Genomic DNA, 13,734 nt, shown 5'->3' with positions numbered 1-13,734 from the left:
CGCCGCTCCTTCATTCGCGCCAGCCTCGGCTTCTGCTTCCTCATGGCCCTGGCGACCTGGCTCGGCGTCGTCCTGCTGGCCGCCATCGCCACGAGCAACGGCATCGAGCCCGGTTCGGACGCGTTCGGCCTGATGCTCGGCCTCGGCGGCGGGACCCTGGTGGCGCTCGCCGGCCTGTGTCTCTCGGCGCTGATCATCAAGCGCAGCCGCGACGCCGGCCTGCCGCCTGCGCCCTTCATGGCGGCGATCCTGCTCACCCCCCTGGCCGACCCGCTGCTGCTGGCGCCGCTGCTCGACCAGCGCCTGCCCTGGCCGCTGGACGGCGCGACCCCCGCCATGCCGCTGGTGGTGCTGACCGCCTACGCCGTCCTGGCCTTCAAGCCGTCCCTGGCGATCGAGCCGCTGCATGCGGGCGAGGAGCGGGACGTGGCGGGAGCGCTGCGGTAGGGGGGGCCGCCGGCGCACCATTCCACCAAGACGATCAGGGACCGGTGTGTTCAGGACCTGCCGCTGTTCCCCCCTCTCCCTTGGGAGCGCGAGAGGGTCTGGTGAAGGGCGCTGGCGTCGCGCACGCCCCTGAATCCTCTCCCGGGGTCCGCGACGTGCCCCGGGGGCCCTCCCAAGGGAAGGCCAACCTTCGCTTCGAACGAAAAACGCCCCCGAGGTCTCCCTCGGGGGCGTTTCGTATCGATCACCCGGCAACCGGAATCAGGCGGCCTTCTGGGCCTTCTCGACGGCGGTGCGGACAGCGGCGGCGACGGCCTTGAAGCCGGCTTCGTCGTTGCCGGCCATGTCGGCCAGGATCTTGCGGTCCATGTCGATGCCCGCGAGCGACAGCCCGTGGATGAACTGCGAGTAGGTGAAGCCCTCGGCGCGAGCCGCGGCGTTGATGCGCTGGATCCACAGGGCGCGGAAGGCGCGCTTCTTGTTGCGGCGGTCGCGGTAGGCGTACTGGCCCGCCTTGTCGACCGCGGCCTTGGCCGTACGGATGGTGTTCTTGCGGCGGCCGTAGAAGCCCTTGGCCTGCTTCAGGACCTTCTTGTGCTTGGCATGGGACGTAACGCCCCGGGTGACGCGAGCCATGTCGCTATCCTTTCAAATTCAGTGCGATGAGATCAGTCGAACAGCGCGCGCCGATCAGGCGTACGGCATGTAGGATTTGATCTTCTTGGCGTCGGCGTCGGCCATGACCGAGGTGCCGCGGTTCTGGCGGATGTATTTGCTGTTGTGGCTGATCAAGCGGTGCCGCTTGCCCGCCACGCCGGCCTTCACCTTGCCAGTCGCCGTGAATTTGAAGCGCTTCTTGGCGCCCGACTTCGTCTTCAGTTTCGGCATTTTCACTCTCTTTTTGAGTGGGCTACCGCCTATCGGCTACTTGAGCCCATGGGGGAGGCAGACCCTGATTATGAACCGCCCAGGCATGCCTGTTAGCCCGGCGGTTCGGTACGCGAAGGCGCGGCTTCTAGTCGAAGCGCGGCCCGATGGCAAGGTTTCTCCTACCGCGGCGGGTTGTGCGCCTCCAGGAAGGCGATGGTCTCGCGCAGCAGCCGGGTGCGTTCCGCCTGGTTCTCCAGCACCGAATGATCCTGGCCCGGGAGGGCTATCAGCCGCGCCCGCTCGCTCTCGCCGCCCAGGGCCTCCAGCATCATCTGGCTCTGGCGGAACGGGACCGTTAGATCGTCGCGGCCGTGGATGAGCAGGATCGGCCCCTGGGCGCGGCTGGCGATCCGCGCCGGGGACCGTTCGTCCAGGCTCGAATCTCCCGGGCCGCTGGCCCCCATGAACCGCTTCCAGTAGCGGACGGCCGGGTTGCGGTCGCCGTTGGCGCCCTGCCGCTCTTCCTCGCGCAGCATCTCGCGCAGGTCCGACACCCCGGCGATGGACACGCCGCAACGGTAGGCGCCCGCCTCCAGCGTCATCCCGGCCAGGGCCGCGTAGCCGCCGTAGCTCCAGCCGACGATGCAGGCCCGGTCGGCGTCGACCACATCCTGCTCGACCAGGTAGCGCAGCCCGTCCGACACGTCCGACTGCATCTTGCGGCCCCATTCGCCGTAGCCGGCCTCCAGCAGGTCGAGGCCGAAGCCGTCCGAGCCACGGAACTGGGGCTGGAACACCGCATAGCCGCGCGAGGCGAAGGCCTGGGCCATCCAGTCGTAGCCGGCGTAGTCCCGGCTGGCCGGACCTCCATGCGGCATCACCACGATGGGCAGGTCGCGGACCTCGCGGCCCGGCGGCAGGGTCAGATATCCCATCAGCTGGCGCCCGTCGGCGGCGGCGTAGCGGACCGCCCGCACCTCGGCCATGGCGTCTCCCGGCACCCCGGGATAGGACCGGCCGACCACCGACACCCTCTGCCGGGCCGCGTCGTACAGATAATAGCCGCCGGACTCGCCGGAGCCTTCGACGTAGAAGACCACGACCGAGTAGTCGTCACTGAACGAGGTCAGCTGCAGCTGGCGCCCCGGCAGGACCTGGCTCAGGGTGTCGAAGGCCGTCTGCAGCGCCGGCTCGAAGAAGCGGTACTGGCGATAGGTGTCGGTCCAGCCGACGGCGACCAGCTTGCCCGAGGCGTCGTGGAAGAATCCGTCCGGCTCGGCGGCGAAATCGAAAGTCTCGCGGACCGAACCGTCGGCCAGGGCGATCTCGGAATAGATGTAGCCGCGGTCACCCTCCTTGCGGGCCAGGACCAGGGTGTCCGGCGTCCGGCCGAGGCCGCCCAGGCCAGGCCCGTCCAGCAGCGCCGTCTCGGTGTAGATCTCGCGCCACCCGGTCCCCGTCCGCGTCGACAGCCGCCAGAAGCCGGAGTCGGACTGGTAGGCCGTTCGCGCCAACGCCTCGCCCGTGCTGCTCACCACATAGCGGCGCGTGTCGCTGTCGCCGCGGTGCATGCGGAAACCCCGGCCGGTATCCAGATCCACGCGGTAGACGTCATAGGTGAGATCGCCCCCCTCGAAGGTCGGAGCCGTGACGAACAGGGTCGGCTCGCCGCGGTAGGTCCCCGGCCGCCAGTCGAAGATGCTGGTATAGGCGTTGTGGTCCGCCCGCTTCAGCACCCTTTCATAGGTCTGCGTCCGGACGTTCAGCACGTCGAGGATCATGAAGCGGCCCTTGTTGCCGCCCAGCGGGAAATGTTCGTTGGTCAGCCAGCCGACCACCACATGGTCCGGCGAGGCCCAGTCGATCTCCGCGATCCGCAAGGCGCCGGTTTCCACCGCCGCCAGCAGTTCCCCGGTCCGCGTCTGCACCACCACCTTGGTCGAAGCCCCCTCGCGGCGCAGATAGGCCAGGGTCGAGCCATCAGGGGACACCTCGACCATGGCGATCGTCGGCAGGGCCGCATAGGCCTCGATCGGCGGCGTCTGCGCGCGGGCGGCGGCCGGGGCCAGCAAGGCGAGTGAGGCCATCACGGCCAGACAGATGCGCAACATGGTCCAGTGCCCCCGGCATCAGGCGGCGTCTGGCCGTAAAGCCGCATGGCCCCCGCTCCGGCCCCCGATCCCGCAGCGACCTTAGGCTGCCCGGAGCTCTTCAGGCAAGCAGCGCGGGAACCCCGGCCCGGCGGTCAGCTTGTCGGGCGGCGGCTGAAGGCCCGGCCGGCGTTGATCGCCATCACCGCGGCCGGGATGGTCAGGACGGCGCCGATCAGGAACGGCCAGTCGTGACCCAGGCCTGAGAAGATGGCGCCCGCCGCCATGGGGCCGAAGATCCGTGCGCTTGAACTCGCCGCCATGTTGAGGCCCAGCATCGCCCCCTGCCGGTCCGGATCGACGGAGCGGGAGATGAGGGCGGAAATATTGGGCATGGTGACGGCCATGCCGAAGGCTCCGAAGGCCATGATCACGGGCACGAGCATTTCGGCCTCCGGCAGCAGCCGGCTGGCCGCGACCTGGCCCGCCAGGCCGGCGCCGAAGATCAGGCAGCCCACCGCCAGCACGCGCGCCTCGCCGAAGCGGCGGGCCAGCCGACCCGCCAGAAACCCCTGGCAGATGACCGAGACGACCCCGACCGCCATGAAGCACAGTCCGACCTCGCGCGCGCCCCAGCCGTAGCGGGCCTCGGTCCAGAAGCCGAAGGTCGACTCCATGCCCGAGAAGCCGGCCATGTAGATCAGGGTGACCAGCAGCACCCGCGACACCACGGGATTGGCCACCGCGTCGTGCACGCCACCGAGGAAGGGCGGGCGCGGCGCCGCCGGGTCGGCCTTCGCCCGGCTCTCCTTCAGCAGGACCACGACGCCGAGCGCGGCCAGCAGGCACAGGCCGGCGGCCACGAAGATCGGCAACTGGTAGCCCAGGGCGCCGAGGTTCGGCCGGGTCAGCAGACCGCCCAGTCCCGGTCCGAAGATGAAGCCGAGACCGAAGGCGGCGCCGATCAGCCCCATCCGTCCGGCCCGGCGCTCCGGCGGCGTCACATCGGCCACATAGCCCTGCACGGTCGAGATATTGCCGGCGCCCAGACCGGTGAACAGCCGCACCGCGATGGCCAGCCAGATGTTGGGCACGAAGGCCAGCGCCAGATAGCCGGCGGCGTTGGCGAGGATGGTGATCAGCAGCACCGGCTTGCGGCCGATCCGGTCCGACAGCCGGCCCCAGAACGGCTCGCCGACGAACTGGCCCAGCGAATAGGCCGAGAACATCAGCGCCACCTGCCACGGCGGCGCATCCAGCGTCTGGCCGTAGAAGGGCAACAAGGGGATGACGATGCCGAAGCCGACCAGATTGATGAACACCACGCCGAACAGCACGGCCAGGGCGGAGCGCGAGGTCGGGGGAGCGGCAGGCGTCGGTGTCACGGCGAGGTCCGGGAGGAGCGGGGAAGCGATCTGTCCGCCACTCGACACAGCCGCGCAAGGGGCGACCGGCGTTCCAACGAAAAACGCCCCGGCTGCGGGAGCCGGGGCGTTCGAACGCGATTTCGATCAGGCGTCTATTTCGGCGCCAGGATCATGATCATCTGCCGGCCTTCCATGCGCGGCGCGTATTCGACCTTGGCGATCTCGTCGAAATCGGCCTGCACCTTGTTGAGCAGCTTCATGCCCAGTTCCGGGTGAGCCATCTCGCGGCCTCGGAAGCGCAGGGTCACCTTGACCTTGTCGCCCTCGTCGAAGAAGCGGTGCATGGCCTTGGCCTTCACCTCATAGTCGTGCGTGTCGATGTTCGGCCGGAGCTTGATTTCCTTCAGCTCGACGACCTTCTGGCGCTTGCGGGCCTCGGCCTTCTTCTTCTGCTCCTGGAAACGGAATTTGCCGTAGTCGAGGATCTTCGCCACCGGCGGTTCGGAAGTGGAGACGATCTGAACCAGGTCCATGCCGGCCTCTTCGGCGGCTTCCAGCGCGGCGGACGTGGGCATGACGCCCTGCTTTTCGCCGTTCTGGTCGATCAGCAGAACGCGCGGCGCGCGGATGTCTTGGTTCATGGGCGGCCCGTCCTTGACGGGCGGCTGGTTCATCGGACGGCGAATGGGCGTCGTTTCCTTGTGTGGACGGAGGTCGGCGAGACGAGGCGCGCGACGGATCGCGGTCCTCCCCTCAAGCGGCCTATATGACCGCGAATGCCCGTCTCTTCAAGGTTTGACCGGCGTTCCGGAGCCGATGAAGGCGTCGTGTAGCCCCAGAACCGCATCGAACACGTGATCGACGGTCAGCGCCTCGATCGGGGCGAACTCGCCGCGCGTCTCGTTGGACGCCACGGTGCGGGTCTTCGGACCCCATGGACCGTACAGCCACCACTCGGTCGGACCGAACAGGCCCAGCGTCGGCCGCCCGGCGGCGGCGGCCACGTGCATCAGGCCGGAGTCGTTGCCGACGAACAGCGCCGCCCGGTCGATGGCGGCGGCCGACGCGAGGATGTCGCCCTTGCCGACGAAGTCGATCCCGCGCCCTCCTGCGGCGGCCAGCGCCGGCGCGGCCGGCGGATGATCCCCCGGCCCGCCCACCAGCATGAAGCGCCAGCCGTCGAAGCGAGGCTCGGCCTTCAGCCGTTCCACAAGCGCGCCCCAGCGGTCGGCGGGCCAGCTCTTGCCGGGCTGGTGCGCGATCGGCGCGAGGGCCAGGATCGGCCCCGGCGCCGTGGCCAGCTGCGGATCGATCACCGCCGCCGCCTCCCCCCGGGCGCGGTCGTCGAGGAACAGTTCGGGGTCCAGCGTCCGCTCCGCCCCCATCATCCGCGAGACCATCTCGACCTTGGGCAGGCCGGTCTCCCAACCCCGGTGATAGACCTTGCGGCTCTTCGCCCGGAGCTGGAACGCCAGCGCCGAGCCGCGGATGTCGATGACCATGTCCCAGCGGGTGCGCCAGACCTGCTTCCACAGGTCGAACCAGTGGCCGGCGAACTTCTTCTTGTCGAGGATGATGACCCGCTCGACGCCCGGAGCGGAGCGGAACAGCGGCGCCGGAGGACGACCGCAGGCGACCGTGATGCGCGCGCCCGGCAGCTGGCGGCCGATCTCGCGGATCACCCCGGAGGAGATGACGCAGTCGCCGATGCGGTTGGAGGTGACGAACAGGACCCTGGGTTCGGACACGCGGATTGGCCTTCGCTTCGCTTTCGATGGTTCGCTATCAGTCCCGGAAGATTTGCGCGAGAGGACGACCATGGACGATCTGGAACGCCTGACCCGGCCGGACGGCGAAACCCTGGCCCTGCGGCGCGTCCGGGGCTCTGGTCCGACCGTGGTCTGGATCGGCGGCTTCCGCTCGGACATGGAGGGGACCAAGGCGATGGCCCTCGACGCCGCGGCCCGCGAGCGGGGCTGGAACTATCTCCGCTACGACCATTTCGCCCACGGACAATCCTCGGGCGACTGGCGTAAGGCCACCATCGGCCGCTGGCGCGAGGACGCCATCGCCGTGATCGACAGCCTCGAGGGGCCGGTCGTTCCGGTCGGCTCGTCGATGGGCGGCTGGGTCGCCCTGCTGCTGGCGCTGGCCCGGCCGGAGCGGCTGGCGGGTCTGGTCCTGGTCAATCCGGCCCCGGACTTCACCGAGGACCTGATGTGGCCCGGCCTGGCCGATCACGAGCGCCAGGCCGTCCTGCGCGAAGGCGAGACCCTGGTGGTCGAGGATGGCTTGGGCGAATACGTCCTGACCCGCCGGATGTTCGAGGAAGCCCGCGACTGGCTGCTGCTGCGCCAAGCGCTGCCGGTGACCGCCCCCGTCCACATCCTGCAGGGCCGCGACGACGACGTGGTGCCGTGGCGGCGCCAGGTCGCCCTGGTCGAGCGGCTCGCCGGGGCCGACGTGCGGCTGGACCTGATCGAGGGCGGCGATCACCGCCTGTCGACGCCCGCCGCTCTCGAGCGCCTGATCGAAGCCGTTGAACGGAACCGCCGCTCAAGCTCTATATTGCTCTGAGATCAACCCGGAGATCGCCATGCGTATCATCCTTCTGGCCGCTCCAGCGGCCCTCGCCCTGGCCCTGTCGGCCTGCGCCTCCGGCATGGGGGGCGACCGGTACGGAACCGAACTGCAGCGGCTCGCGGCGGACTGCGAGGCCCGCGGCGGCATCCTGTCGCCGACCGGTCAGCAGAGCGGCCGTCCGCAGCTGGACAACGTCTGCAAGATCACCGGCCAGCCCTCGGGCCGCACCGGCGGCTGACGGTAAGGGCAGGGCCGCGGTCGCGCCCCCCCGGCGCGCCTGCCCGCCGGACCTGTCTAAAGGAGCGCCGTGATGGCCGCGCGCGCCTGCTCGCCGAGGTCCGGCCGCGTCAGCGCCAGGGCGACATTGGCCCGCAGCAGGCCGATCTTGTCGCCGCAGTCGTAGGTGGCGCCCTCGTATTCGACGGCCGTGAAGGTCTGGTCCTTCATCAGCCGGGCCATGCCGTCGGTCAGCTGGATCTCGCCGCCTGCCCCGCGCGGCTGGTGTTCGAGGATGCCGAATATCTCCGGCTGCAGGATGTAGCGCCCCGAGATCGACAGGTTGGACGGCGCCTCGCCCCGGGCCGGCTTCTCGACCATTCCCTTCATGCGGATATGCCGGCCGTCGCGGTTATCCGGGTCGACGATGCCGTATTTGTGGGTCTCGCTCTCCGGAACGGCCTCGACGCCGATGACGTTGCCGCCGACCTCGGCATAGACGTCCGCCAGCTGTTTCAGCGCTCCCGGCGCCGCGTCCACGATCACGTCCGGCAGCAGCACGGCGAACGGCTCGTCGCCGACGATGTCGCGCGCGCACCATACCGCATGGCCGAGGCCCAGCGGCTGCATCTGGCGCGTGAAGCTCATCTCGCCGGCGCTGGCCAGCTCGGCGTTCATCATGTCGAGGATGTCGGTCTTGCCCTTGGCCAGCAGCTGGGCCTCGAGTTCGATCTGGTGATCGAAATAGTCCTCGATCGCGCCCTTCGAACGGCCGGTGACGAAGACGATATGCTCGATCCCCGCCTCGCGCGCCTCCTCCACGATGTAGCTCAGGATCGGCCGGTCGACGACGTTCAGCAGCTCCTTCGGCGTGGTCTTGGTGCCGGGCAGCACGCGGGTGCCGAGGCCGGCGACGGGCAGGACAGCCTTGCGAAGGCGGCGGGTAGTGGAGGTCATGGCGCTCTCAAACGACGACGGTCGCCATTGGTTCATAGCGGGCGCCGCGCGGCGGGCCAAACCCTCCGACGAGGGCCCCTCCCGCGAACGCCGGTCGGCGGAACCGAAGTGGCGAAGGCGCGCTCTCACGGAAGGTTGAACAAGGGAAACCAGCCATGAAACGCTCCATCCTGATCACCGCCGTGGCCGGCTCGGCCCTGCTGGCGCTCGCCGCCTGCAACCGGACCGACGAGGCCGCGGACTCCGCTGCCGACGCAGGCGCAGAAACCAGCGCCACCACCGACGCCGCCGGCGGCGCCATGTCCGCCGACGGTGCGATGGCCGGCGCCGAAAGCGGCGGCGGCTCGGCGGCCGCCGCGGGCGGAACCTCCGGCGGCTCGCGCGCCACCACGGGCGGCGGCGGGGGATCGACGAGCGGCGGCTCGACGAGCGGCGGCTCGATGACCGGCGGCTCGATGACCGGCGGCCCGACCAGCGGCGGCTCGGCCAGCGGGGCCACCGGCAGCGCCTCCTCGGCGACGACGGGCCCGGTCAACGACAGCGCCTCGCCGCGCCCCGGCGGCCCGGTGCCTCCCGGCACGGCCGTCCCGGTCTCCGGCGGCTACGCCACCCAGGGCCCCCGCGACCCGCGCGACCGCAACTAGAGCCGGTTGCCGATCCTGGCCGGGTCCGTCACTCGACCGTGACGGACTTGGCCAGATTGCGCGGCTGGTCGACGTCCGTGCCCTTCTGCACCGCCACATAGTAGGCCAGCAGCTGCACCGGCACGGCGTAGACCAGCGGCGCGATCAGCGAGTGGCACTCGGGCGCGTCGACCCGGCGGATGCCGGCGCCGTGCGGATCGGGGGCCGACTTCGGGGCGATCATGATCACCGGCCCGCCGCGCGCCGCCACCTCCTGCAGGTTGGAGGCGGTCTTCTCGAACACCTCGTCCATCGGGGCCAGGGCCACGATCGGGGTCAGCTCGTCGACCAGGGCGATGGGCCCGTGCTTCAGCTCGCCGGCGGCATAGCCCTCGGCGTGGATATAGCTGATCTCCTTCAGCTTCAGCGCCCCCTCCATGGCCAGCGGGAACATCGCCCCGCGGCCGAGGAACAGCACGTCCGTGGCCTTGGCCACATCGTGCGCCACCGCCTTCAGCGCGTCCTCCATCAGCATGGCCTCGGCGATCAGGCGCGGCGCCTCGAACAGGGCCTTGACCAGTTCGGCCTCCTTCGCCGCGTCGATCCTGCCGCGCTGCACTCCCGCCGACACCGCCAGCGCCAGCAGGGCCGCCACCTGGGCGGTGAAGGCCTTGGTCGAGGCCACGCCGATCTCGGGCCCGGCATGGGTGGGCCACAGCGTCTCCGCCTCCCGCGCCATCGACGAGGAATGCACATTGACCAGGGCCGCCGTCCTCAGCCCGTTCGCCTTGCACCACGACAGGCTGGCCAGGGTGTCGGCCGTCTCGCCCGACTGGCTGACCGCCACCGCCAGCGTGCCCGGCGTCAGCGCCGGCTGGCGGTAACGGAACTCCGAGGCGATCTCGACGTCGCACGGCAGGCCGGCCAGCTTCTCGAAAGCATAGCGCCCGATCTGGCCGGCGTAGAAGGCGGTGCCGCAGGCCACGATCTGGATGCGGTCGACGGCGGTGAAGTCCGTCCCGCCGGTCTTGGCCTTGCCGTTCACGAAGTCGAGATATTCCGACAGGGTGTGCTGCACGCTGTCCGGCTGCTCGTGGATCTCCTTCTCCATGAAGTGCCGGTACTCGCCCTTCTCGACCAGGGCCGAGGAGGCCGAGACCTGCACCACCGGGCGGTCGACGGGATTTCCGGCCACGTCGAACATGCGCGCCCCCGAGCGGTCGATGCCGACGTAGTCGCCCTCTTCCAGATACGAGATCTTCTGCGTGAACGGTCCGACCGCCAGGGCGTCGGAGCCGAGGTACATCTCCCCCTCGCCCCAGCCGACCACCAGCGGGCTGCCGCGGCGGGCGCCCATGATCAGCCCCTCCTCGCCCTCGACCAGCACCGCCAGCGCATAGGCCCCGGTCAGCCGGTCCAGCACGCTCTTGAACGCCACCAGCGGGTCGTTGGCCTTGCCCAGCTCGCGGTCCAGCAGGTGGGCCACCACCTCGGTGTCCGTCTGGCTTTCGAAGACATGGCCCTCGGCGCTCAGCTCGGCCTTCAGCTCGGCGAAATTCTCGATGATGCCGTTGTGGACCAGCGTCACCCGGCCCGACTTGTGTGGATGCGCGTTCTCCGTCGTCGGCGCGCCGTGGGTGGCCCAGCGGGTGTGGCCGATGCCGACCGTAGCGTTCAGCGGCTCCGCCGCCAGCACCGCCTCCAGCTCGCGGATCTTGCCCTTGGCCCGGCGCCGTTCGATCCGGCCGTCGACCAGCGCGGCCACGCCGGCCGAGTCATAGCCGCGGTATTCCAGCCGCTTCAGGCTGTCGATCAGGCGGGGAACCGCCGGGCCCGTACCGGTCACGCCGATGATGCCGCACATGAAAAGACCCTCGGAAATCTGAAATCCGGCGCTTTGCGCGCGGACGCATGAGGGTCTAAGCCGACCCTGACTGTTGGCGCCGATGTAGGCGACAGCGGTCCCGGTTTGCACCTAAAAAGCGGTTTCGCAAGATTTCTGCGATCCGCGCCCACAGGAAGACGACACTTGGCTGAGAGACGCTATTTCGGCACCGACGGCATCCGGGGCCGCGCCAATACCCACCCGATGACGCCCGAGGTCGCCCTTCGCGTCGGCCTCGCCGCGGGGCGGATGTTCATGTCCTCGGACGACCGCCGCCACCTCGTCGTCATCGGCAAGGACACCCGCCTCTCCGGCTATATGATCGAGCCCGCCCTGGTCGCCGGCTTCTCGGCCGCCGGCATGGACGTGCGCACCTTCGGCCCCCTGCCCACGCCCGGCGTGGCCATGATGACACGCTCGATGCGGGCCGACATCGGGGTGATGATCTCGGCCTCGCACAACGCCTACCTCGACAACGGCATCAAGCTGTTCGGCCCCGACGGCTACAAGCTGTCCGACGCCGTCGAGCTGAAGATCGAGTCGATGATGGACGAGGCGCTGGGCTCCGGCCTCGCCGCCGCCGACCGCCTTGGCCGGGTCAAGCGCATCGACGACTCCCAGGCCCGCTACGTCGAGATCGCCAAGGCCAGCTTCCCCAAGGGCCTCAGCCTGCAGGGCCTGCGCATCGCCGTCGATTGCGCCAACGGGGCCGGCTACAAGGTGGCCCCGACCACCCTCTATGAACTCGGCGCCGAGGTCTGCGCCGTGGGCGTGGAGCCGAACGGCCTCAACATCAACGCCGACTGCGGCTCGACCCACCCCCACGCCATCGCCGAGGCGGTGCGCACCTACCGGGCCGACATCGGCATTGCGCTGGACGGCGACGCCGACCGTGTCATCATCTGCGACGAGAACGGCCGCGTCGTCGACGGCGACCAGATCATGGCCATGATCGCCCTCGACTGGGCGAAGCGCGGCCAGCTCAAGGGCGGCGGCCTCGTCGCCACCGTCATGTCCAATCTCGGCCTCGAACGCCGCCTGCAGGCCGAGGGCCTGACGCTGGAGCGGACGAAGGTCGGCGACCGCTACGTCATGGAGCGGATGCGCGAGGGCGGCTTCAACCTCGGCGGCGAACAATCCGGCCACATCATCCTGCACGACCACGCCACCACCGGCGACGGCCTGATGTCGGCGCTGCAGGTGCTCGCCATCCTCGCCGAAAGCGGCAAGCCGATGAGCGAGCTGGCCCGCCAGTTCGAGCCGGTGCCGCAGAAGCTGGAGAATGTCCGCTTCACCGCCGGCAAGCCGCTCGAGACCGCCTCGGTCAAGGCCGCCATCGCCGACGCCGAGGCCCGCCTCGCCGGCCAGGGCCGTCTGCTGGTCCGCCCCTCCGGCACCGAGAAGCTGATCCGCGTCATGGCCGAGGGCGACGACGCGAAACTGGTCAAGGCGGTGGTCGCCGAGGTGGCCGCGGCGGTGAAGGCGGCGGGTTAGGCCGGAGCCGATACGCCCTCCCCGGTCATCTCCACGGCCGGCGCCCTCTCCACCAGGCGGAAGGACAGCACCGCGCACACGCCTTCCGGATCGTAGCGGACGCGCGCGCCGCCCTGCTGATGGCTCAGCGCGCTGGCCAGCAGCCGGGTGCCGAACCCGGCCCGCGTGGGCGGCGTGACCGGAGGACCGTCCCGCTCGCGCCACAGCAAGGTCAGGAAACGGTGCCCCTCTGAATCGTGGGACAGGTTCCAATTGATTTCGACATTGCCTTGCGGGACGGACAGGGCCCCGTACTTGGCCGCATTGGTGACCAGCTCGTGCAGCACCAGGGACAGGGTCACCGCCTGTGAGGGATGCAGCTGCACCAGCGGCCCCTCCAGCCGCAGCCGCGACTGCGGACCGTCGAAGGCCCGGGTCACATCCCGGACGATGGCCTCGAGCTCGGCCCCCGCCCAATTCTGGTCGACCAGCACATTGTGGGCGCTCGACAGGGCCATGATCCGCGCGGTGAGGTCATTCCGGACCCTGGCGTCCACGCCCGCCGACCTCAGCGTCTGGTCGACCACCGACTGGACGGTGGCCAGCGAGTTCTTCACCCGGTGATTCAGCTCGTTGAGCAGCAGGATGCGCTGGTCGTCCGCGCGCTTCAGCGGGGTTTCGTCGCGGAATACCTTCATGGCGACGGCGTCGCCGTCCAGCAGCGGCAGCGTCAGGCCATTGGCCCAGAAGCGTTCGCCATTCTTGCGCAGGTGCCAGCGGGAATCCTCGAAACGCCCCTCGTCGAGCGCCCTGCGGATCTCCGTCAGGTGGGCGCCCGCCGCCCGGTCCGCCTCGGTGAAGATGGCCCCGATGTTCATACCCACGGCCTCGTCGCGGGAATAGCCGGTCAGGGCCTCGGCGTCCGCCAGCCACCCGGTGACGGTTCCGTCCTCCGCCAGGGCCACGATGGCGTAGCCCCGCATGTTTTCGATGATCCGGGAGGCGAAGGCGGCGGGCACGCTGGACATCCAGGGTCAACGCGGCTGAGCCGTTTCCGTGCCCCCAAGGTCGGCCACGGATACCGCCTGGATCGCGTGGCGTCCGTAACCACGCCCGCCGTCATCCTCCGGCTCGACCCGAGATCAGAACCGTCCGGTGCTCCGCGGAAGAACGCAGGGGGGACTGTCGCGGGGCCGCACCCGGCGCACAGCCCGCCTCTTTCC

Annotated in this window: 14 protein-coding genes; 5 read left to right on the top strand and 9 right to left on the bottom strand. The window is 69.8% G+C overall.

Annotation, left to right across the window (positions count from 1 at the left end; genetic code table 11):
• Nucleotides 1–447, top strand: a 447-nt coding sequence (locus VEA62_RS00735; protein ID WP_324817103.1) for a hypothetical protein, incomplete at its 5' end; no start/stop codon positions are given.
• Between the two features lie 261 nt (nucleotides 448–708).
• Here VEA62_RS00735 and rplT read toward each other — a convergent pair.
• From rplT to VEA62_RS00705, 6 genes are all read right to left on the bottom strand, one after another.
• Nucleotides 709–1,083, bottom strand: a complete 375-nt coding sequence (gene rplT / locus VEA62_RS00730) for a 50S ribosomal protein L20 (RefSeq protein ID WP_324817100.1) — start codon at nucleotides 1,081–1,083, stop codon at nucleotides 709–711.
• Nucleotides 1,084–1,137: 54 nt separating this feature from the next.
• Nucleotides 1,138–1,335, bottom strand: a complete 198-nt coding sequence (gene rpmI / locus VEA62_RS00725; protein ID WP_003166435.1) for a 50S ribosomal protein L35 — start codon at nucleotides 1,333–1,335, stop codon at nucleotides 1,138–1,140.
• Between the two features lie 161 nt (nucleotides 1,336–1,496).
• A complete protein-coding gene (locus tag VEA62_RS00720; RefSeq protein WP_324817097.1) occupies nucleotides 1,497–3,404 on the bottom strand; it encodes an alpha/beta hydrolase family protein in 1,908 nt (635 codons plus the stop codon).
• Between the two features lie 158 nt (nucleotides 3,405–3,562).
• A complete protein-coding gene (locus tag VEA62_RS00715) occupies nucleotides 3,563–4,792 on the bottom strand; it encodes an MFS transporter (RefSeq protein ID WP_324817094.1) in 1,230 nt (409 codons plus the stop codon).
• 134 nt (nucleotides 4,793–4,926) lie between these two features.
• Nucleotides 4,927–5,448: a translation initiation factor IF-3 gene (infC, locus tag VEA62_RS00710; protein ID WP_324795859.1), complete on the bottom strand. Its 522-nt coding sequence runs from the start codon at nucleotides 5,446–5,448 to the stop codon at nucleotides 4,927–4,929.
• Nucleotides 5,449–5,562: 114 nt separating this feature from the next.
• The gene (locus VEA62_RS00705) at nucleotides 5,563–6,522 is read right to left on the bottom strand and encodes a glycosyltransferase family 9 protein (protein ID WP_324817092.1); all 960 of its coding nucleotides are present in this window, start codon (nucleotides 6,520–6,522) and stop codon (nucleotides 5,563–5,565) included.
• 70 nt (nucleotides 6,523–6,592) lie between these two features.
• Between VEA62_RS00705 and VEA62_RS00700 the strand changes: the two genes are divergently transcribed.
• Nucleotides 6,593–7,351, top strand: a complete 759-nt coding sequence (locus VEA62_RS00700) for an alpha/beta hydrolase (RefSeq protein WP_324817089.1) — start codon at nucleotides 6,593–6,595, stop codon at nucleotides 7,349–7,351.
• Between the two features lie 19 nt (nucleotides 7,352–7,370).
• Nucleotides 7,371–7,595: a hypothetical protein gene (locus tag VEA62_RS00695; protein WP_324817086.1), complete on the top strand. Its 225-nt coding sequence runs from the start codon at nucleotides 7,371–7,373 to the stop codon at nucleotides 7,593–7,595.
• A 56-nt stretch (nucleotides 7,596–7,651) separates the two neighbouring features.
• On the opposite strand, the gene galU is transcribed toward VEA62_RS00695, so the two are convergent.
• Nucleotides 7,652–8,530, bottom strand: coding sequence for a UTP--glucose-1-phosphate uridylyltransferase GalU (gene galU / locus VEA62_RS00690; protein ID WP_324817083.1), 879 nt, complete (start codon nucleotides 8,528–8,530; stop codon nucleotides 7,652–7,654).
• 155 nt (nucleotides 8,531–8,685) lie between these two features.
• On the opposite strand from galU, the gene VEA62_RS00685 reads away from it, so the two are divergent.
• Complete coding sequence (locus VEA62_RS00685) at nucleotides 8,686–9,174, top strand: hypothetical protein (RefSeq protein ID WP_324817081.1); 489 nt, start codon at nucleotides 8,686–8,688, stop codon at nucleotides 9,172–9,174.
• Nucleotides 9,175–9,202: 28 nt separating this feature from the next.
• Here the strand turns inward: VEA62_RS00685 and glmS are convergent, their stop codons facing one another.
• Nucleotides 9,203–11,017, bottom strand: a complete 1,815-nt coding sequence (glmS, locus tag VEA62_RS00680; protein ID WP_324817079.1) for a glutamine--fructose-6-phosphate transaminase (isomerizing) — start codon at nucleotides 11,015–11,017, stop codon at nucleotides 9,203–9,205.
• Nucleotides 11,018–11,182: 165 nt separating this feature from the next.
• Here glmS and glmM point away from each other — a divergent pair, with 165 nt between their 5' ends.
• The gene (gene glmM, locus VEA62_RS00675; RefSeq protein WP_324817077.1) at nucleotides 11,183–12,532 is read left to right on the top strand and encodes a phosphoglucosamine mutase; all 1,350 of its coding nucleotides are present in this window, start codon (nucleotides 11,183–11,185) and stop codon (nucleotides 12,530–12,532) included.
• Here the strand turns inward: glmM and VEA62_RS00670 are convergent.
• On the bottom strand, nucleotides 12,529–13,539 hold the full coding sequence (locus VEA62_RS00670; RefSeq protein ID WP_324817074.1) for a sensor histidine kinase: 1,011 nt from the start codon (nucleotides 13,537–13,539) through the stop codon (nucleotides 12,529–12,531). The genes glmM and VEA62_RS00670 overlap by 4 nt on opposite strands.
• Nucleotides 13,540–13,734 lie beyond the last annotated feature (195 nt).

The sequence above is a fragment of the Brevundimonas sp. genome, assembly GCF_035627475.1.
Classification (GTDB): Bacteria; Pseudomonadota; Alphaproteobacteria; order Caulobacterales; family Caulobacteraceae; genus Brevundimonas.
Note: the sequence above shows the minus strand (reverse complement) of the source record. Positions and strands in the feature narration are given on the sequence as shown.

What these genes read in the sequence shown, in the direction of transcription:
- rplT (WP_324817100.1), bottom strand. Translation starts at nt 1,083, where the DNA reads ATGGCTCGCGTCACCCGGGGCGTTACGTCCCATGCCAAGCACAAGAAG.
- rpmI (WP_003166435.1), bottom strand. Translation starts at nt 1,335, where the DNA reads ATGCCGAAACTGAAGACGAAGTCGGGCGCCAAGAAGCGCTTCAAATTC.
- VEA62_RS00720 (WP_324817097.1), bottom strand. Translation starts at nt 3,404, where the DNA reads ATGGCCTCACTCGCCTTGCTGGCCCCGGCCGCCGCCCGCGCGCAGACG.
- infC (WP_324795859.1), bottom strand. Translation starts at nt 5,448, where the DNA reads ATGAACCAGCCGCCCGTCAAGGACGGGCCGCCCATGAACCAAGACATC.
- VEA62_RS00700 (WP_324817089.1), top strand. Translation starts at nt 6,593, where the DNA reads ATGGACGATCTGGAACGCCTGACCCGGCCGGACGGCGAAACCCTGGCC.
- VEA62_RS00695 (WP_324817086.1), top strand. Translation starts at nt 7,371, where the DNA reads ATGCGTATCATCCTTCTGGCCGCTCCAGCGGCCCTCGCCCTGGCCCTG.
- galU (WP_324817083.1), bottom strand. Translation starts at nt 8,530, where the DNA reads ATGACCTCCACTACCCGCCGCCTTCGCAAGGCTGTCCTGCCCGTCGCC.
- VEA62_RS00685 (WP_324817081.1), top strand. Translation starts at nt 8,686, where the DNA reads ATGAAACGCTCCATCCTGATCACCGCCGTGGCCGGCTCGGCCCTGCTG.
- glmS (WP_324817079.1), bottom strand. Translation starts at nt 11,017, where the DNA reads ATGTGCGGCATCATCGGCGTGACCGGTACGGGCCCGGCGGTTCCCCGC.
- VEA62_RS00670 (WP_324817074.1), bottom strand. Translation starts at nt 13,539, where the DNA reads ATGTCCAGCGTGCCCGCCGCCTTCGCCTCCCGGATCATCGAAAACATG.